Source organism: Archangium violaceum (assembly GCF_016859125.1).
Classification (GTDB): Bacteria; Myxococcota; Myxococcia; order Myxococcales; family Myxococcaceae; genus Archangium; species Archangium violaceum_A.
Map to the genome: position 1 here is coordinate 8,225,280 of NZ_CP069338.1, position 18,612 is coordinate 8,243,891.

Sequence of the window (18,612 nt, forward strand, 5' to 3'; positions counted from 1 at the left end):
GAGCCGCTTGCCTGTCCGGCTGGGGGTGGTCTATGGTGCGCCACATTGCAGCATGTGGTGTAACTCCTTGATTTTTGGAGAGTTCTCCGATGCCTAGAGCCTCCGCAGGGCCGGTCCCGGTGGTGGTCATGGGGTTGGGAGTCATCGGGCAGGAGATCGCCAGAGTGGCCCAGCTCTCACCCGAGGTGGAGCTGATCGGCGCGATGGACGCCAACCCTCAATTGGTCGGTCGCCCCCTGGGTGAGGTGCTCGGGGTGCCCGCGTTGAAGGGGAAGGTGGCCGGCTCACTGGAGGCCGCGGTGGGACGGCGCAAGGGCGTCGTGCTGCTGCATGCCACGGGCTCGCGGCTCGAGCAGGTGATGGATCAACTGCTCGAGGCGGTGAACCTCGGCATGCCGGTGGTCTCCACCTGTGAAGAGCTGGCCTTCCCCTTCCTCAAGTATCCCGAGCTGGCCGACAAGCTGGAGCGCGCGGCGCAGAAGGCCGGGGTGGCGGTGCTCGGCACCGGCGTCAATCCGGGCTTCGTGATGGATCGCCTGGTGGCCACGCTGGGCCAGGCGTGCGGCCCGGTGCGCCACGCCACGGTGACGCGCGTGGTGGACGCCCGCACGCGCCGTGAAGCGCTGCAGCGCAAGGTGGGCGCGGGCCTGTCCGAGGACGAGTTCTTCGCCCTGGTGGACAAGGAGCAGATGGGCCACGTGGGGCTGGTGGAGAGCGCGGCCCTGTGCGCGCTGGGGCTCGGCCTGGACTGCGACGACTTCGAGGAGGAGATCGTCCCCGTCTTCGCCGAGGAGGACATCACCGGCGGCGCCTTCCCCGTGAAGAAGGGGCGGGTGGCGGGCATCTTCCAATCCGCGGTGGGTCTGGAGGAGGGTCAGGAGCGGGTGCGGTTGGAGCTCACCATCGCGGTGGGGGCTGACAATCCAGGAGATCGCATCGAGATTGAGGCGGATTCCAAGCTGGAACTGGAGATTCGGGGAGGCGTTCCCGGTGACCGGGCTACCGCCAACACGCTGGTGAACGCCGCCCCGCGCGTAACGGCCGCCGAGGCCGGACTCTTGACCGTGCTCGAGCTTCCGGCCGGTCGATAAAGGGAGAGGGACATGTTGGACAAGAACGCCATCGGACGGGCCTCACCGCCATTCTTGAACGAGGTGGAGAAGGGCGCCATCCGGCGCTTCGCCGAGTCCCTCGGCGACTACAACCCCATCTATTACGACGAGGAGTACGCGCGGGCCTCGGGTTACCCCACGGTGGTGGCTCCGCCGACCTTCCCCGCGTCCTTCAGCTCGGCCGCGGATCTGCGCGAGCTGCTGGGCGTGGGCATCAAGAGCCTGCTGCACGCCGAGCAGTCCTTCGAGTACGAGCGGCCCATCTTCGCCGGGGACCGCATCTTCGTCGCCACGCGCGTGGCGGACGTGCTCGAGCGCACCGGCCCGGCCGGGAAGATGGATGTTGCCGTCATCGAGGACGAGGGCCGCGACGAGGAGGGGAACCTCGTGTTCCGCGCCCGCCGCACGCTCATCGTCCGCGCCGCCAAGGAGAATCCGTGATGCCCGCGCGCAAGCTCTATTTCGAAGGCCTCCGCGTCGGAGATGAACTGCCCGCGCTGGCCAAGGCCCCCATCGACCGGGTGCAGCTGGCCCGCTACGCCGGCGCCTCCGGTGACTTCAACCCCGTCCACGTGGACGAGGTCTACGCCAAGAGCGTGGGCATGCCCTCCGTGTATGCCCCGGGCATGCTCGTCATGGGCATGCTGGGCCAGCTCATCAGTGACTGGGCCCGGGGCGGCCAGCTGCGGCGCTACCACGTGCGCTTCATCAAGATGGTGTGGCCCGGCGACACCGTCGTCTGCAAGGGCCGCGTGAGCGACCGGCACGGCGAGGGCGGCCGTTACTTCGTCGACGTGGAGCTGTGGGCGGAGAACCAGCGCGGTGAGCTGGTGATGAAGGGCAACTCCACCATCCAGCTCTTCTACTCACTGGAGGACGAGAACCGGCAGCGCGCTGGCCAGTCCCCCATCGTCGTGGATGTGCCGCGCGAGAGCCTCCTGCAGTCCGCCCCTCAGTCCTCCGAGGGTGTCGAGGACGACGAGAGCAGGACCGCCAGCATGTCGGGCAAGAAGACGACCGGCTCCAAGCCTGCCGCCAAGACGGCCACGGCCCCCGGGGCCGCCATGAAGAAGGCCAAGAAGTAGGTCCTCCTCTCCCTGATTTCCCCGTTCGGCGGCGAGCACTCGTTCGCCGTCCCAACGCGAGGCGTCATTCGGGATTGACTCCAGAATCAATCGACGTAACCTTCCGGTGTCCCACTGAGGGCCGCGAACTGTCGATTGTGCGGCCGTGAGCCCTCACACGTATGGAGGGGCTATGTCCGCCGGCATCAACACCTACAAGACCGACCTTCGAGAGATCTTCTTCACCCTGTTCGAGCAATTCGGCTTCAGTCAGGTCGCCGGTCACGCTCCCTACGACGCCTGGGGGCCGGACGAGGCGAAGGCGGTCATCCAGGAGACCTACCGGTTCGCCAAGGAGGTCCTCGGGCCCCTCAACTCCTCGGGTGATCGCGAGGGCTGCCGGCTGGAGAACGGCGCCGTCATCACGCCCAAGGGCTTCAAGGACGCGTGGAAGAAGCTCTACGAGCAGGGCTTCAAGACCGTGTCCGTGAGCCCGGATCACGGAGGGCAGGGCGGCCCGATGATGCTCCAGGTGCTCATCGAGGAGATCCTCTCGGGCGCCAACTCGGCCTTCAACATGTACCCGGGGCTGGCCTTCGGCGCGGCGGAACTGATCGCCGAGTGCGGCACGCCGGAGCAGAAGAAGCTCTACGTGGAGCGCATGCTCAATGGCACCTGGGGCGGCACCATGTGCCTCACCGAGCCGCACGCGGGCTCGGACGTGGGCGCGGCGAAGTCGAGCGCGCGCAAGAACGCGGACGGCACCTACAGCATCCGCGGCACGAAGATCTTCATCTCCGGTGGTGATCACGATCTGGCGGAGAACGTCATCCACCTGGTGCTGGCGCGCATCGAGGGCGCGGCGCCGGGCACCAAGGGCTTGTCGCTCTTCATCGTGCCGAAGATCCGCGTGAACGCGGACGGCAGCCTGGCGGGCGGCAACGACGTCTCCGTGGGCTCCATCGAGCACAAGATGGGCATCCGGGCGTCGGCCACGTGTGTGCTGAACTTCGGCGAGAACGACGGCTGTGTGGGCGAGCTGGTGGGTGGCATCGAGAACGTCGGCATGAGCCAGATGTTCAAGATGATGAACGGCGCGCGCATCGCGGTGGGCATCCAGGGTCTGGCGCTGGCGAGCGCGGCCTACTTCAACGCCCTGGAGTACGCGAAGGACCGCAAGCAGGGTCCGCACATGAGCAAGCTGAAGGATCCGACGGCGCCCCGCGTGCCCATCATCGAGCACGCGGACGTGCGCCGCATGCTGCTGGACATGAAGGCGCACGTAGAGGGCATCCGCGCGCTTCTCGTCAAGCTGGCCATGCACACGGACAAGGCGCACATGCTGGCGGGCAAGGATGATGACCAGGCCGCCTACCACCGCGGGCAGGTGGAGCTGCTCACGCCGCTGGTGAAGGCGTACGGCTCGGACCAGTCGTTCCGGCTGTGCGCGCAGGCCATCCAGGTGTACGGCGGCGCGGGCTACTGCCAGGACTACCCGGTGGAGCAGTACACGCGTGACTCGAAGATCTTCTCCATCTACGAGGGCACCAACCACATCCAGGCGATGGACCTGGTGGGCCGCAAGATGGGCCAGGCGGGTGGCGCGAACTTCCAGCAGTTCATGGCCGACGTGGGCGGCTTCATCGAGGCCAACCGCGAGCACAAGGTGTTCGGCGACGCGGTGCGCCAGCTCGCGGCGGCGCAGGAGGGCGTGATGGCGAGCGCCATGGCGATCCTCGGCTGGTCGCAGGATCCGGCGAAGATGCCGCTCATCCCGCTGTCGGCCAACCGCTTCCTGAACATGATGTCGGAGCTGGCCGTGGGCTGGCTGCTGCTGGACGCGGCCGTCATCGCCGAGCGCGTGGGCGAGAAGGCCACCGGCGACGAGAAGGCCTTCTACGAGGGCAAGAAGTGGAGCGCCCAGTGGTACGCGCGCAACGTGCTGCCCAACGTGGAGCAGGCCGCGCGGATGATGGCGACCGAGGACGCCTCGCCGGTGGAGATCTCCAACCTGGCGTTCGGCACCATCTGAAGTCGAACGAAGGTCCTTGAATGAATGAGGGGGGGGCGCCCTGGCTGGAGGGGCGGCCCCCCTTCTTCATTCGAGGCGTGTGCGAGAGCCGCGAGGGGCTACTGCGCCTCGCGCACGCCGATGGCGAGCTGCCCGAGCCCGGTGCTCTTGGCCAGCTCCATCACCTGGACGACGGTGCCGTGGGGCACGCCCTCGTCGGCCTGGACGATGACGATGGTGTCCGGGTTCTTCTGCTGGGCGTCGGCGAAGGCGCGCTTGAGCTCGTCCTCGCTGAGCACATTGCCGCCCAGGACGAAGCGTCCGTCCGCGAGGATGGCCACGGAGAGATCCGTGGCGCGCGCGGTGATGTCCGTGGTGCCTCCCTTGGGAAGGTTCACCTTGAGGCCCTCCTGGGCGCCGCCGCCGGGGGCCTGCTGCACGATGACCGAGCTCGTCACCATGAAGATGATGAGCAGCACGAGGAAGATGTCGGTCAGCGGGGTGATGTTGATCTCGGCGAAGCCGACGTCCTCGCCGCCCTCGGAATCCCCCGGTACCTTGCCCATTGCCATGTGAGTGGACCTCAGGCTTCCGGCTGGGGACGCGCTTCCACCGGGGCCGGAGCCGCGGCGGAAGAGGTGGTGGACGGGGCGTTCACCGGACGCTCGCGAAGCAGCTCGACGAACTCCTCCCCCTGGAGTCGCAGCTCCACGAGCACGCGGGACAGCCGCGCCTGGAAGTAGTTGTAGAAGGCCATGGCCTGCACCGCCACGAGGATGCCCACCGCGGTGGCCACCAGGGCCTCGGAGATGCCCGTCATCACCGCGGCGGTGCCTCCGGTGCCTCCAGCCGACACGTCCAGGCCCAGGTCCTTGAAGGATCTCATGATGCCGGCCACCGTGCCGAAGAGGCCCACGAAGGGCGTCAGCGAGCCGATGGTGGCCAGGATCCACAGGTTGCGGCGCAGCCGCAGGCCCACCTGGGCGCGCTCGCGCTCCACGGCCGAGTCCACCCCGTCACAGGAGCCCCGGGTGCGCTCGAAGCGGTCGAAGCCGGCCAGGAAGATGTCCGCCACGACGGCGTCCGAGCGCTCGGTGGCCGTCCGGGCGGCGACGACATCTCCGCGCAGCAGGTGCTTGTGAACGGTGTCCCCGAGCGTCCGGGAGCGCTCGCTCACACCCCAGAGGGCGATCAACCGCTCGATGGCCACCCCCAGCGCCACCACGGAAGCGAGGAGGAGGAGGGCAAGTGTGAAGCCGCCGATGCGTAGGTAGTGGAGGATGTCGGAAAGGCTCATGCAGTGGTGGCCAGGAGGGTGGGCCTGGCGCGAGACTTAAGCCATGAACCGCGCAGCCGCAGCAATCTTCCTGGCCTTCATCTGTTCAGGCTGTCCCAAGCGCATCGATTTCGGGCCCACCGGCCCCATCACCCAGGCCGAGGAGCTCTTCCGGCTGACGCGCGCCGCCCAGGACCGGGTGGCCACCCTCCAGGGGGACGGGAAGCTCCGGGTGCAGTCGCCCCAGGGCTCGGGGACCGTCTCCGCGTACCTGGCCGCCTCCCGGCCGGGCCTGCTGCGCGTGGAGATGTTCGATTTCTTCAACCGGCCCATCGCCGTGCTGGTGACGGATGGGCAGCGCTTCGGCCTCTTCCAGGCGCAGGAGAATACGTTCTACCAGGGGCCGGCGACCCCCCGGAACCTGTCTCGCTTCCTGCCCATCACCCTGCCGAGCGAGGAGCTGGTCTCCGTGATGCTCGGCAAGGTGCCCTTCATCCCCGCCGAGCGGATGACGCTCGAGCTGGACGACGAGCGGGGGCTGTATGTCCTCACGCTCCACAAGGGGCCGGTCTCCCAGGTGCTCCACATCCACCCGAAGTACCTCCAGGTGGTGCGCAGCGAGGTGCGGGGTGCTCCCGTCTATGGCCTCGAGTACGACGGCTTCAAGGAAACCGGGGGCGTGCTCTTCCCCCATGAGGTGAAGCTCGTGGCCCCCTCGGCCGATACCTCCCTGGGGCTGCGCTACACCGACATCACCGTCAACGAGTCCCCGGACCTCACCCTCTTCGATCTCTCCGCGCCCGAGGGCGTCCCCGTCGTCGAGGTGGATGAGGGCGGACAGACCCTGCCCCCCGTCTCGTTGCCTCCTACCTCGCCCGGTTCTTGAGCGAGTGGTCTCAAGAATTCAGCAACAGTTGGAATCTCAGGTAGAGTGAGGGGACCGGCGGGTCCGTTCGGACTCCCCAAGACTGCGACATGGCACAGATCAAGCTTGGTGAACTGCTGATCAAGGCGAACGTGCTCCAGGAGAGCCAGCTCAAGGCGGCGCTCGCGGAGCAGGCGAAGTGGGGCGGCAAGCTGGGAGAGATCCTGGTGCGGATGAACTTCGTGTCCGAGGACATCCTGGTGAGGGCGCTGTCCAAGCAGCTCGCCATTCCCGCCGTCAACCTGGACGCGGTGAAGGAGATCCCTCAGCACGTGCTCAACCGGGTCCCGCTGCAGACGGCGCGGGACTTCGCGGTGATGCCGCTGCAGCTGCGCGATGATGGCAAGACGCTGGTGGTGGCCATCGCGGACCCGCTCAACGTGCGGCAGCTGGATGAGCTGCGCGCCGTCACCAAGTGCCGCATCGTCCCCAACGTGGCCGGGCGTACGGCCATCGCGCGGGGCATGGCGCGCTTCTACGAGGACCAGGGCGAGCTGGCGGATGCGGACACCAACTTCAAGGTGGTGGACGCCCAGGGCCGCACTGTCGTCAAGAACATGAACCAGCCCGCCCCGGCCGCGGCGCCGGCTCACACTCCCGCCCCGATGCCCCCCGCGCCCTCTCGCGAGACGCCGGCGGTGCGCGGTGGTGGCAGCAGCCCGGTGGAGCTCCTGCGCAGCGTGGAGGAGGTGCAGCGCAAGGAGGTGGCGGCCCTCAAGGCCATGGTGGAGCTGCTCATCGAGAAGGGCGTCTTCACCCGTGATGAGTACCTGGCGAAGGTCAAGCGTTAAGCCGTCCAGCCCCCCCCGGTCCTAATGCGCAAGAAGATCGGCGAGCTCCTCATCGAGTCCGGTGCGGTCAGTCAGGAGCAGGTCCGCCATGCGCTCGGCCAGCAGCGGGCCTATGGCAATCGGCAGCGGCTGGGCTCGGTCATCATCACCCTGGGCTTCGCCTCGCCCGCGGCGGTGGCCCGGGCCCTGGCGCACCAGTTCGATCTGCCCTTCGTCCAGCTGCCGGAGATCCCCGAGCAGGTGCGTTCGCTCGTGTCGCTCGACTTCCAGGCCGAGCACCGCATCGTCCTGTTCAAGCTCGAGCGGGAAGGGCGCGGCGAGCGGCTGCACGTGGCGGTGGATGATCCCTCGGATCTGACGGTGGCCGACGAGCTGAGCTTCCAGCTCAACAAGCCCGTCCGGGTGCACGTGGCCGCCGAGGACGACATCGACCGCGCGCTCGACCTGGTGAGTGGCCGGGCGGTGGATGCCCTCCCGCTGGAGGACGACGACGGCTCCCCCTTCGATCTACAACACGGGAGCTCGGGCGAGATCCCGGGCAACTGGCACGACCCGGGGGAGACGACTCCGCCCTCGCCGTCCGCGGCCCTCTCGGCCCTGCTCGATTGGGATCTGCCTCCAACGCCGCCCGCCTCTCCGAGGTCCGCTTTGAATCCAAAGCCGCCGACGCCCCCGGCTCCGCCGCCCTTCGACGAGGAGGATGAGGACATCACCCTCATCACGCCTCGGGTCCCGTCGAAGCCGAAGGCCTCCGCGATGCCTCCGCCTCCTCCTCCGCAGGAGAGCGAGGATGTCCTCGATGAGCTGCTCGGGGAGCCCGAGCCCCCGGCTCCGCGTCCGCCCGCCGCCCCCGCCGAGCCCAACAAGAAGGGCGCCGTGCCGGTGGTCGTCTTCGGTGGCGCCGCCCAGGGCCTGCCGCAGCCGCCTCCGCCCCCTCAACTGCCCGACATCACCGACGAGGACCTGAAGGTGCTCGAGGACATCGAGCGGATGGCGGACGGCGCCGAGGCGACGCTGCACACGGAGAAGGTGAAGCCCGCGCGCATGGTGGCCAGCCTCATCCGCCTCCTCATCCGCAAGCGCGTCATCCGCGAGGAGGAGTTCCTGGAGGAGCTGTCCCGGAAGTGACGCCCCGGGCCGGGTGTTCTGGCCCGGCCGTGAGCCCCATGCCCGAGCCCCTTCTCGACGTCCGTGGACTGAAGACCCAGCTCTCCCTGGAGGAGGGCCCGGTCATGGCCGTGGACGACGTGTCCTTCTCCATTCCGCCCGGTGGCACGCTGGGGGTGGTGGGGGAGAGCGGGTGCGGCAAGAGCCTCACCGCGCTCTCGGTGATGGGGTTGGTGCCCGAGCCGCCCGGACGCGTGGTGGGCGGGAGCATCCGCTTCCAGGGCGAGGACCTGCTCGCGCTCCCCGAGGAGAAGATGCGCCGCATGCGCGGGCGTCACCTCTCCATGGTCTTCCAGGAGCCGATGACGTCGCTCAACCCCGTCTACACGGTGGGCGAGCAGATAGCCGAGGGCGTGCGGCTGCATCAGGGGTTGTCCCGGGCCGCCGCGCGCGAGCACGCGGTGGAGATGTTGCGGCGGGTGGGCATCCCCGCTCCCGAGCAGCGCGTGGACAGCTACCCGCACCAGCTCTCCGGAGGCATGCGCCAGCGGGTGATGATCGCCATGGCGCTCGCGTGTGGCCCGGAGCTGCTCATCGCCGACGAGCCCACCACGGCGTTGGACGTCACCATCCAGGCGCAGATCCTCGAGCTGCTGAAGCGATTGCAGCAGGAGCGGCGCATGGCGGTGATGCTCATCACCCACGATCTGGGGGTGGTGGCCGAGAGCTGTGACGCGGTGGTGGTGATGTACGCGGGGCGAGTGGTGGAGCGGGCCCCGGTGAAGGCGCTCTTCCACCAGCCGGCGCATCCGTACACCGCGGGGCTGTTGCGCTCCATCCCGGCGCTCCACGAGATGGGCGGGGCAGGGGAGCGCCCCCGGTTGAAGACGATTCCCGGCATGGTGCCGAGCCTCCGCCGGTTGCCCGGAGGCTGCCGCTTCCGCGATCGCTGCGAGCGCGCCCAGGACATCTGCGCGCGGGTGGAGCCGACGTTGGAACCCAAGCGCGAGGGCCAGGAGGCCGCGTGCCACGACCCGGTGCCCTCGCCATGACCGAGCCCCTGCTGCAGGTGCGTGAGCTGAAGACGCACTTTCCCGTGCGCAGCGGGTTGTTGGGACGCGTGCGGGGCACCGTCAAGGCCGTGGATGGGGTGGGCTTCGACGTGCGGCGCGGCGAGACGCTCGGCCTGGTGGGCGAGAGTGGCTGCGGCAAGAGCACCCTGGGACGCACGCTGCTGCGGCTCGTGGAGCCCACGGCCGGCTCCATCCGCTTCGAGGGGCGGGAGCTGACGGGGCTCTCCCAGCGCGAGCTGCGCCCCCTGCGGAGGAGGATGCAGCTCGTCTTCCAGGATCCGTATGCCTCGCTCAACCCGCGCATGTCGGTGCGCGACATCCTGGGAGAGCCCTTCGCCATCCACGGGCTGGAGCGTGGTCGCGAGCGCGAGGCGAAGGTGACCGAGCTGTTGGACCTGATGGGCCTGCCTCGCGACGCGCTGGACCGTTACCCGCACGAGTTCTCCGGCGGACAGCGCCAGCGCATCGGCATCGCCCGGGCCATCGCCCTGCGGCCGGACCTGGTCGTCGCGGACGAACCCATCAGCGCGCTCGATGTCTCCATCCAGGCGCAGATCGTCAACCTGTTGGTGGACCTGCAGCGCGGGCTGGGGCTGACCTACGTCTTCATCGCGCACGACCTGAAGATCGTCGAGTACGTGTCCACCCGTGTGGCGGTGATGTACCTGGGCCGCATCGTGGAACTGGCGGACGCGGCGGACCTCTACCGGAAGCCGCGCCACCCATACACCCAGGCGCTGCTGTCCGCCGTGCCGGTGCCGGACCCCGAGCGCAAGCGGACGCGCATCCTCCTTCAGGGGGATGTGCCTTCTCCACTCGCTCCGCCGCCCGGGTGCACCTTCCACCCGCGTTGTCCCCATGCCATGGACCGGTGCCGGCGCGAGACGCCGCCCCTGTATCCGCTGGGCAACGGACACACCTCCGCGTGTTTCCTGGTGGAGCAGGACGCGAGCAGGGCCACCGCGTCCGGGCCCGAAGCGGACGCGCCACGGGCTTCGGGAGGTTAGGGTGTTCTGGCTCAGCCACCACCACGAGGAGGAGTACAACCGTACGTACCTGCTCGGAGGCGTGCGGGTCTGCGCGCGTTGCCTGGGGACGTACCCGGTGCTGCTGGCCGTGATGGTGGGCCTCTTCAAGCTGCGTGCCCCCCTGGTCTGGCGGTGGGACGTTCCGGTGGTGCTCGGCCTCACCCTGCCGGCGCTCGTGGACTGGGCGGTGGGCCGCTTCCGTCCGGCCAGTGGCTCCAACGCCGTGCGCACCTTCACCGGCGTCCTGCTGGGCGCGGCGCTCGGGCGCGCGTTGTTCATCCACGTCCAGAAGCCCCTGCCGGCGGTGCTGGTGTGGCAGGCGGCCCTGGTGGCCGTGGTCGCGCTTCCTGTCTTCCTCGCGACCTTCAGGGGTCCCCGGAACGGTTGAACCCGAAAGGCCCCTGTGCGCGCGCCTGTCCGCCCCGCGACCAGACCGCTGTGTCCTGATGACAGGGGGCGCTTTCCCTGTCATTCTCGCCACTTACAGAGGGCCAAAAAACGGGTAGACCCGAATCGCCCCTCGCCCGTTGATGCGGGCAGGTCGGTGAGGACAGGCACGAGGGCCCTGAAACGGGGGACTGTTGGGACCGGAAACCTCAGACGAACGGCTGATGCTCGCCTTCAAGGCGGGGGATGCGCGTGCGTTCGAGGTACTGGTGCGCAAGCACCGGACGCCGGTGTTCAACTTCATCCTTCGCTTCACGGGCCACCGGGCGCGGGCGGAAGACGTGCTTCAGGAGACGTGGCTGAAGGTGGTGCGGAGCGCGCCGGAGTACGAGGCGAAGGCGAAGTTCACCACCTGGGTCTACACGATTGCGAGGAACCTCTGCGTGGACAGCGCGCGCAAAGAGAGCTACCGGCAGGCGGCCTCGTTGGAGGCACCCTCGACCGGTGCCGAGGGCGAGGAGGGCCGCTCCCTGGGTGAGGCCCTGCCCGACGAGGGCGCGAGCCCCGAGCGTGGCGCCTACAATGCCCGCGTGCGGCCCCTGTTGGAGCGGGCACTGGCCAGCCTCCCGGAGGAACAGCGCGAGGTGTTCGTCCTGCGCGAGTACAGCGGCATCCCCTTCAAGGAGATCGCCGAGGTGACGGGTGTGTCCGAGAACACGGTGAAGAGCCGCATGCGCTATGCCCTCGAGGGCCTGCGCCGGCGCCTGGCCGAGCTCGGGGTAGACGGCGACCTGGCAGAGGATGGAAGGACGGTGGCGGGATGAAGCCCCAGGGTGCCCACGCACACGAGGATCGATTGCTGGACTTCGCCTATGGCGAGCTCCCGCCCTCCGAGGCCCGGTTGATGGAGCAGCACGTGCAGGGCTGTTCACGCTGCTCGGAGGCACTCGCGGGTATCCGGGGCGTGCGCGTCTCCATGTCCCGGCTGCCGCTGGAGACCGCGCCGGACGCGGGGCTGGAGTCGCTGTTGGCGTACGCACAGCAGTCCGCGCGCCGGTCCGCGGCGGGCACCGAGCTCCCCCCGCGCTGGTGGCGCCGCCTGCTCGCGCCCGCGCTGGGCGTGGCGGCCATGAGCGTCTTCGGCGTCGTGGTCGTGCAGGTGGACCGCGACGTGAACCTCAGTCCCGCGCTCAAGCAAGAGGCCGCGCGGGAGAAGTCTCCGCGCGGTGGGGACAAGGACGAGGCCGTGGCGGCGGAAGTCCCCCCAGCCTCTGCTCCAGCCACTTCGGCCGTACCCGCTCCCGCTCCGGTACCCGCGGAGCTCGCGAAGCTGCACCAGCAGTACGACGACAAGATGCGCGACGATCTGAGCGCGGAGTCCCTGCAGATGAAACCGGCGCCCAAGCCGGTGAGTCGCTCCCTTCAGCCGAACTGGTCCAACACGGGGGCGGGCAGCGGAGGAGGTTTCCCGCCCAAGAAGGTCGCACTGGACACCGACGAGGAGTCGCGCGGCTCCGATGCGTTCGGGTCCCGGGAGTCATGGAAGCTCAAGGGCGGCATGGTGGCCCGTAAGAACCGGCCCTCGAGTTCGACGGAGGGAGATGCCGAGCCCGCTCAGGTCCTGGCTGAGGCGGAGCAAGGGGCCCCCGCGCTCCAGGAGCCGAGGCCAGGCGAATCCCTGGTGGCCAGTGCCGCGCCTCCGCCGCCACCGCCCACCGCTCAGTATCAAGCTCCCACGGCGTCAGTCGGCGCCTTCGCGCGGGCGGAGGGATTGGAAGCCAAGAGAGCCGACAGGTCGGCCTTGAGGGCCGCTCCTTCTCCCGCGGAGCTCTTGATGCGAGCCGATGAAGCGAGCCGCTCGGGGAATAGGGAGCAGGAGGTGGCCTTGCTGCGTGATGCGCTGGCCGCTGGAGCGCAGGGGGCACAACGGGTGGATGCGCTCTCCCGGCTGTGTGATGCGGAGACCGCGCTGGGCCGTCGGCGGATTGCCATCGAGGTCTGCAAGCAGGTGGTGATGATGGCGGCGCCCGGCTCGAGAGAGGCGCGTCTGGCGGAGCGTCGTCTGGAAAACGAGCTCCAGTCACCTGCGGACGAGATCGAATCCCCCGTGACGAAGTAGACCTCCCTCTCCCTCCGGGAGAGGGTCGGGGTGAGGGTATTCGGGTCCGAGCCCGAGCCCGAGAGCCCGAGCCCCACATCGGGAATCAACGCGAGTCGCGAGCGCTCGGAATCAGGTCCGGGTTGAAGGCGCCGCGGAAGACGAGTGGCTCTCCGCCGGGCTCCCGCAGACGCCAGGGCTCTCCGGAAGGAGACAGACCCACGGGATGAATCTCGTAGGCCACGCCGCCCTGCATGACGTAGAGGAGCAGGGTGCCAGGAGGAACATCCTCGGGGAGCGCGTCCGGCGAATCGACTTTCTGGATGACGAAGGGCAGCGGCGCGAACGAGCGCGAGCGCACCGGAGTGGGCAATCCGTGCGAGACCTCTTGCAGCGCGGCCTGCCAGGAGCCCACGTCCTCGGGAGCGGAACCCCTTTCCTGTAGCGCGTCGACCGTCCGGCCGTGGAGCTCTCGCGCCACCTGCAGGATCTTCAAATTGGCCGAGTCAGCGGTACGTCCCGCCACGAGACCCTCGCGATTGCCCCAGAGGGAAATCACCAGGGCGCCGAGGATGAGCAGGGACCACTGGAGCCGCGCGCTGCGCCCGCGCACGGCTTGCACCAGCACGACCAACATGCCCACCACCGCCGCGAGCACCGCCCACAGCAGCTCCGGACGTGGGGGAGGCCCGGCGTGGAAGGGCTGGAGCTGGGTGCGGACCAGATGCTCCAGCTCCGGCCAATCCGCCGCGAGGCAGAGCGCGGAGAACCCTCCGAAGACGACTCCGTGGAGGACTCGGAGCGGGAGTGGGGAGGAAGTCCGCGCGGCGGAGGAGTACCTCACGGGAACGGCAGGTTCAGCACGAAGTAGAACGAGTCGTAATAAATCTGGTACGCGCGCAGGAAGGCGTCGACGACGTTCATCTTCTCGTCGCCTTTGCCGAAGTCGACGCTCATCATCACGATGAGCCCGAACAGCAGGATCCAGTTGATGAAGGAGTACTCCACCATCGCCTGTCCGCGGCGGTGACGGCGGCGGAGTTGGGAACGGGGGGGAGGCGTCTTCATGGGCGGTTCTCCTCGTGATCCGAACCGGTACCAGACTGTGGCTGTAGTTGGAAGTGGGGCGGCAGGTTGCCGGATGGCTCCAATGTAATCTTTTTGTCTCCTGGCGCGGGAGGGACCATGCGCGGCCGGGCGTCCAAGCCATGGTCGCGGACCTCCAGGGTGTAGCGGATGGGTGGGAACTCGAGCTTCGCCAGGCGGAGGATGGGGATCTCCCGGCTGACCCAGTAACGCTTGAGGACGAGCTGCCGGTGGCGGACCTCCAGGGGCTCGGCCAGCACCGTGCCCGCGCGCGTCATGAGACGCGTGGGCGTGCCCCGGTTCACGGTCGAGCCCTGGCCCGCGGGAAGCCACGCCGTGGGCGGAGGACGGACCGGGCGGGAGGTACCCCTCTCGGGAGCACCGAGGAAGAAGGGCAGGGCGTTCGTATCCACCTCCTGCAACTTCTCGAAGCCCTGGGTGACGAACAGCCGCGAGACCCCCTCCGCGCGCAGCCCCGTATCGCGAGCCACCAACAAGAGGAACTGAGCCAGGGGCGCCTTCAGCTCCGAGTGCTGACCAAACTCCAGCTCGACCCAGACGGCGTCCCGTCCCTGGGCATCCTTCTGCTCGGCCACGACGGCCAGACGCAGGAAGCCCTGCTGGGGGCCTCCGTCCATCTGGTACGTCACCCACTCGCCCACGCGCGCGTCCAGCCGCTCGGGGGGGGCCTCGAGGAGTAGCCGCCCCTCACGCGACAGCCCCGTTGGCGCGCCGCCCAGCAGCGCCAGCGACAGGACGCAGAGAAACGCGTTCATGGCTTCCCCTCCCGCACCGGGTCCACGCGGAGGGCGTCCTCGCGAGCCTGTCGCACGGTATCCGCGTTGGGCATGCCATCAGGCCGGTCCGTGCCCACCCACGTCTGCGAGACGGCGACCCTCGAGGGCTCCAGCTCCACGAGCGTGGTGAGTGCCTGTTCGGCCCCTCGGGCGTATTCGAGAACGAAGGTGCGTTGTCCATCCAGCCGGCCCCCGGACTCCCGGACCGGCTTGTAGCCGGCGGCCGTGAACCGGGTGACGAGCTCCTGTCGCACCGCATCCAGGCCACGCTCCACCACCTGTGTGCGATGTCGCGAGCCTCCAGCCTCGTCGTGCGAGCCCACATCCGCGTTGAAGATCGAGCCTTCCACCTGGATGAAGTGACGCCCACTGTCATCGGGTGGCTTCTCGTACAGCCACAGGTCCTTCAGCACGGTGAAGCCCACCGTCCTTCCCAGGTGGGTGCGCAACACCACGGCCCGTTGGAGTCCCTCGCGCGTGTAGAAGGCCGACACCACCGCCTCCTGTTTCAGGTCTCCGTCCACGACGACCGGGTAGCCCTGCTTCGTCCACGAGTCGTGGAAGTACCTGGCCACCTTCACCAGGGAGTCCGTCGTGGTGAAATAGGCCATGCGGTGGTACTGGCCGCCGATGCGCAGATCATTGCCGATCCGCGTGTGCACGGCACCGGGGTAGACCGCGAGCTCCTGCTCGGCCCACGAAGGAGCGGCCCACAGCAGAATCAGGAGGGGAAGGACACCTACTCGCACGGGATCCTCTGCGCGTTCTTGTCCTCGGACGTACTGGGGTCGAGGTCGGGTGTGTTGGGCATGTCCGCCTGGGCGTTCTTGCAGCCCATGAAGTTGGCACCACGGGCCATGAACATCTTCCGGTAGAGGGAGTGGTCGTAGTCCTGGGTGTCACGGAACGGGGCGGTGTCGAAGCAGCGCTGGGCGGGGTCGTCCAGGCCGGGGTAGGCGTTCAGGTTGTTGAGGCCCATGGGGGCGCCATGCCGGGTCTTGTTGCAGCCGCGGGCGCTCTCTCCTGGCACGTAGTTGTGGGACACCACGAAGGTGCCCAGGAAGTCCGGGACGAGGAAGCGGGCCACCGCACCGAGCCGGTCCAACCCCACCCGGTCCAGGTAGCTCCCCACGCCCAGGAACTTCATCCGGTCCACCTGCAGGGAGAGACCGTGCCGGGAGCCGCCGTCGTGTACGCCGGCCCTCTTGGCTTTCACCAGGGCATCCGTGCCATCGGGCAGATGCCATCCGTTGGCGATGAGGGTGTAGCGGTCCTTCACCGGCAGGTGACTCAGGTCCCTGCCTCCCCAGTTGTCCACGTCGAAGAAACCGTGAGGCTCCTTCTGCAGGAAGCGCCGGGGGAGCATGGAGCTGGAGAGCTCGCTGGTGACCTCCACCTCCACCTGGCCCCGGGTGTTGAAGCGGAAGTGCTCCAGGAAGAAGTCGAGTCTCTTTCCCACCGCGACGGCCGCCTCGGGGCGGGTTCCTCCCGCGACGTCGGGAAAGACGCGGCCCAGGTCGATGCCCGTCACGGGCTGGTTCTGGATGCTCACTTGCGGCGGCGCGGCACGCAGCAGGGTGCCGAATCTGCCTCCGGACTCGATGGAGTCGAGATCCGCGTAGCGCTCGGCCGCCTCCTTCGCCGAGGCCCGCATGGCGGCGTCGAAGGCCCTTTCATGATCAGCCGTGGCGTAGTCGCTCAGGGTGTAGCTGCTCATCTCCCACGCGACATACCGGCTGGCTTCCTGCAGCTTGAGCCGGGCCCGGATGATGTCGCTCAGGAAGACGCTGAACATCAGGATCGAGACCAGCAGCGGCACCACGAGCGCGAACTCGACGATGGCGGCGCCGCGCCGGACGGCCTTCGACTGGACGAGGAGGCGGAACATGGCGGGTCTCAGTGGGTGATGAGCTTCGTCGGCGAGTCCCGGAGGGCCTCCGGCAGTGCGTTCGCCATCGTGTTGATCAACGGCAACGAGTCCTTCCCCTGCCACACGGCCGCCAGACGTGGCCGCCAGTACGGGTTGAAGAAGTTGGGCTGCTCGGTCCAGTTGCCGGGCCGGTGGTAGTACGTCTGGCCTCGCGAGATGACGAACATCTCGCCGTCGTTCTTCAGGTCCAGCGTCTCGGGTGACCCGTCGAAGGCGAAGGTGAGCCTGCCCTGGGAATTGAGCTGGCCCGGAGTGCGCTGGCTCTCCTTCGGGCCCTTGGTGAGGAGCACCCAGGTGGAGGGTTGGTTGAAGTCGTCCTTGCGCTCGGCCACGGCGGTGGGAGCCGGCGTCTCGTTCAGACCTTTCGCGCAGTCCTTCTCGTAGTCACCCGGCTCGAAGTGGGGGAAGGGCGCCAGTCCCGACCAGGGGTGGTTGTCGTCATTCGGATCGATCCGGACGTTGGCCACGTAGACGGACATCTCGAAGACACACGTGCCCTGGTACCGGGCGATGCAGGGCCTGGATTCATAGAGGCCCACGTCCCGGTCCTCCTGCTTCGAGGCCTCCCCGGGGAACACCACCCGCCAGTGGATGCCATTCGGGCGCAGGTCCGTGTTGCTCATGGCCCAGATGCTGGTCTTGAGCGTGTCGTTCTTGTCCTCGCGCGGATCGCCCCAGCAGTCACGCCAGGTTCGCGGGTCCTTCACTCCGGGCTGCGTGGGGCAGCGGAAGGGATTGAAGACCTGGATGCCCCCGAGGTCGATGGAGGCCGGTCCCGGGAACTTGATGGAGTAGGGGTCGTCCGCGCCGATGACATCGCCCTGGGCGAGCATGCCCATGGGGCGGTCGGGGAGATCCCTGGACTCGCGGAGGTTGTTGCGGCCCCTGGACGCCTTGCCCCATGTTGCCTCCCCGCCGCCCTGGCCGAGCCGGTAGGTGAGGAAGCGCGTCTGGCCCCACTTGGGGAAGCCATCGAGCACGGTCTTCAACGGTGCGAGCCAGTGGGGGATGGGCATGAGGCTCCCCATCCGCCGGTGGGTGACCATCGTCTCCGGGCAGGCCCCGCCCTTCGCGTCGCACGAGAAGCGCGTGGCGTTGGTGATCCCCGCCATCACCCGCTTGGCCCGGGCGCTCTTGTCGCCCTCTCCATGCCGGGTGGGATCCAACGGCTCGAAGGGGTTGACCGGGTTCGAGGGTGTTCCGTTGGCTTCCCTGTAGTGCGCGCGGTCGTAGAGGCACTGGTTGATGAAGCCCGCCAGCGTCCGCGGGACGAGCGAATCCACGTCGGGATCATTCGCGGCGATGATGGCGCTGGAGGTGCCCATCACATACGAGGACGTGGACAGCATCACCGCGGTGGCGGCACCGGCCAGGACCGAATTGAGGACCCGGTGTCCGGGGACCACGACCCTGCCGATGGCTTGATCAATGGGCTCCATCACCGGCTTCATGAGAAGCAACATCCCCCGGAGCACCGTGAAGACGAGGTCCAGCGCCTTCATGAGCACCTGGATGAAGGGGAGCTGGTCGAGGAGGGTGCAGACCGCCATCCAGAAGGCACCGTCCCGGCCATGACTCGGGAAGCACGGGCCGATGGTCCGCATGAACCCGTAGATGTCCGTCAGGAAGGCCTGGACGGAGAACAGGAACGAGTCCAGCGATTGCCACATCATCGCCGAAACGTAGTGGGACACCTGCGTGCGGTTGGTGAACGCGTAGAAGTTGAACGCGCGCGCCTCCATGGCCGCCGTGGACCAGGCCGCCGCGTCCGCCGTGTTCTGCAGGCGGATGCGCTCGTGTACCCCGTGTCCGATGTTGACCGTCGTGATGAGCGCGATGCTCAGCATGAGCATCAGCACACAGGCGAGCACGAGGGCCTGGCCTTCCTGTCGCTCGAGACTCCGGCGGAGTGTGCGGGTCATCATGG

General features: G+C 68.3%; 20 protein-coding genes. 12 read left to right on the top strand and 8 right to left on the bottom strand.

Annotated elements, in window-relative coordinates; all coding sequences use genetic code 11:
- Positions 1 to 89: 89 nt before the first annotated feature.
- From JQX13_RS35225 to JQX13_RS35240, 4 genes are all read left to right on the top strand, one after another.
- Positions 90 to 1,091 carry an NAD(P)H-dependent amine dehydrogenase family protein gene (locus tag JQX13_RS35225; protein ID WP_203403836.1) on the top strand — a complete coding sequence of 334 codons (1,002 nt, stop codon included), beginning with the start codon at positions 90 to 92 and terminating at the stop codon, positions 1,089 to 1,091.
- Between the two features lie 12 nt (positions 1,092 to 1,103).
- The gene (locus tag JQX13_RS35230) at positions 1,104 to 1,553 is read left to right on the top strand and encodes a MaoC family dehydratase N-terminal domain-containing protein (protein WP_203403837.1); all 450 of its coding nucleotides are present in this window, start codon (positions 1,104 to 1,106) and stop codon (positions 1,551 to 1,553) included.
- The gene (locus tag JQX13_RS35235) at positions 1,553 to 2,197 is read left to right on the top strand and encodes a MaoC family dehydratase (RefSeq protein WP_203403838.1); all 645 of its coding nucleotides are present in this window, start codon (positions 1,553 to 1,555) and stop codon (positions 2,195 to 2,197) included. The genes JQX13_RS35230 and JQX13_RS35235 overlap by 1 nt, the downstream gene beginning before the upstream one ends.
- A gap of 172 nt (positions 2,198 to 2,369) precedes the next feature.
- Positions 2,370 to 4,208 (top strand): acyl-CoA dehydrogenase, encoded by a 1,839-nt coding sequence (locus tag JQX13_RS35240; protein WP_203403839.1) that lies wholly within the window; start codon positions 2,370 to 2,372, stop codon positions 4,206 to 4,208.
- A 98-nt stretch (positions 4,209 to 4,306) separates the two neighbouring features.
- Here JQX13_RS35240 and JQX13_RS35245 read toward each other — a convergent pair whose 3' ends face one another.
- Positions 4,307 to 4,759: an ExbD/TolR family protein gene (locus JQX13_RS35245; RefSeq protein ID WP_203403840.1), complete on the bottom strand. Its 453-nt coding sequence runs from the start codon at positions 4,757 to 4,759 to the stop codon at positions 4,307 to 4,309.
- A gap of 11 nt (positions 4,760 to 4,770) precedes the next feature.
- Positions 4,771 to 5,484, bottom strand: coding sequence for a MotA/TolQ/ExbB proton channel family protein (locus JQX13_RS35250; protein ID WP_203403841.1), 714 nt, complete (start codon positions 5,482 to 5,484; stop codon positions 4,771 to 4,773).
- A 43-nt stretch (positions 5,485 to 5,527) separates the two neighbouring features.
- Between JQX13_RS35250 and JQX13_RS35255 the strand changes: the two genes are divergently transcribed.
- The 8 genes from JQX13_RS35255 (at position 5,528) to JQX13_RS35290 (ending at position 12,893) form a co-directional block, all read left to right on the top strand.
- Entirely contained in the window at positions 5,528 to 6,349 is an 822-nt protein-coding gene (locus tag JQX13_RS35255; protein ID WP_203403842.1) for a DUF4292 domain-containing protein, read from the top strand.
- Between the two features lie 89 nt (positions 6,350 to 6,438).
- Complete coding sequence (locus tag JQX13_RS35260; protein ID WP_203403843.1) at positions 6,439 to 7,179, top strand: general secretion pathway protein GspE; 741 nt, start codon at positions 6,439 to 6,441, stop codon at positions 7,177 to 7,179.
- Positions 7,180 to 7,203: 24 nt separating this feature from the next.
- Positions 7,204 to 8,307 (top strand): general secretion pathway protein GspE, encoded by a 1,104-nt coding sequence (locus tag JQX13_RS35265; RefSeq protein ID WP_203403844.1) that lies wholly within the window; start codon positions 7,204 to 7,206, stop codon positions 8,305 to 8,307.
- Positions 8,308 to 8,345: 38 nt separating this feature from the next.
- On the top strand, positions 8,346 to 9,338 hold the full coding sequence (locus tag JQX13_RS35270; RefSeq protein WP_203403845.1) for an ABC transporter ATP-binding protein: 993 nt from the start codon (positions 8,346 to 8,348) through the stop codon (positions 9,336 to 9,338).
- Positions 9,335 to 10,366: an ABC transporter ATP-binding protein gene (locus JQX13_RS35275; RefSeq protein WP_203412352.1), complete on the top strand. Its 1,032-nt coding sequence runs from the start codon at positions 9,335 to 9,337 to the stop codon at positions 10,364 to 10,366. Before JQX13_RS35270 ends, JQX13_RS35275 begins: the two co-directional genes overlap by 4 nt.
- Before the next feature lies 1 nt (position 10,367).
- Positions 10,368 to 10,775: a DUF2085 domain-containing protein gene (locus tag JQX13_RS35280; protein ID WP_203403846.1), complete on the top strand. Its 408-nt coding sequence runs from the start codon at positions 10,368 to 10,370 to the stop codon at positions 10,773 to 10,775.
- Between the two features lie 223 nt (positions 10,776 to 10,998).
- Positions 10,999 to 11,598 (top strand): RNA polymerase sigma factor, encoded by a 600-nt coding sequence (locus JQX13_RS35285; RefSeq protein WP_239014044.1) that lies wholly within the window; start codon positions 10,999 to 11,001, stop codon positions 11,596 to 11,598.
- On the top strand, positions 11,595 to 12,893 hold the full coding sequence (locus JQX13_RS35290; protein WP_203403847.1) for an anti-sigma factor family protein: 1,299 nt from the start codon (positions 11,595 to 11,597) through the stop codon (positions 12,891 to 12,893). Before JQX13_RS35285 ends, JQX13_RS35290 begins: the two co-directional genes overlap by 4 nt.
- Before the next feature lie 85 nt (positions 12,894 to 12,978).
- Here JQX13_RS35290 and JQX13_RS35295 read toward each other — a convergent pair whose 3' ends face one another.
- Genes JQX13_RS35295 through JQX13_RS35320 form a run of 6 tightly spaced genes read right to left on the bottom strand, consistent with a single transcriptional unit; the run spans position 12,979 to position 18,610 of the window.
- Positions 12,979 to 13,716: a hypothetical protein gene (locus JQX13_RS35295; protein WP_203403848.1), complete on the bottom strand. Its 738-nt coding sequence runs from the start codon at positions 13,714 to 13,716 to the stop codon at positions 12,979 to 12,981.
- Positions 13,713 to 13,940, bottom strand: coding sequence for a hypothetical protein (locus JQX13_RS35300; RefSeq protein WP_203403849.1), 228 nt, complete (start codon positions 13,938 to 13,940; stop codon positions 13,713 to 13,715). The genes JQX13_RS35295 and JQX13_RS35300 overlap by 4 nt, the downstream gene beginning before the upstream one ends.
- A complete protein-coding gene (locus tag JQX13_RS35305) occupies positions 13,937 to 14,734 on the bottom strand; it encodes a hypothetical protein (protein WP_203403850.1) in 798 nt (265 codons plus the stop codon). Before JQX13_RS35305 ends, JQX13_RS35300 begins: the two co-directional genes overlap by 4 nt.
- Entirely contained in the window at positions 14,731 to 15,504 is a 774-nt protein-coding gene (locus JQX13_RS35310; protein ID WP_239014045.1) for a hypothetical protein, read from the bottom strand. Before JQX13_RS35310 ends, JQX13_RS35305 begins: the two co-directional genes overlap by 4 nt.
- Positions 15,495 to 16,643 (bottom strand): TadE/TadG family type IV pilus assembly protein, encoded by a 1,149-nt coding sequence (locus tag JQX13_RS35315; protein WP_203403851.1) that lies wholly within the window; start codon positions 16,641 to 16,643, stop codon positions 15,495 to 15,497. The genes JQX13_RS35310 and JQX13_RS35315 overlap by 10 nt, the downstream gene beginning before the upstream one ends.
- Positions 16,644 to 16,651: 8 nt before the next feature.
- Entirely contained in the window at positions 16,652 to 18,610 is a 1,959-nt protein-coding gene (locus JQX13_RS35320; RefSeq protein WP_203403852.1) for a pilus assembly protein TadG-related protein, read from the bottom strand.
- Positions 18,611 to 18,612: the final 2 nt, after the last annotated feature.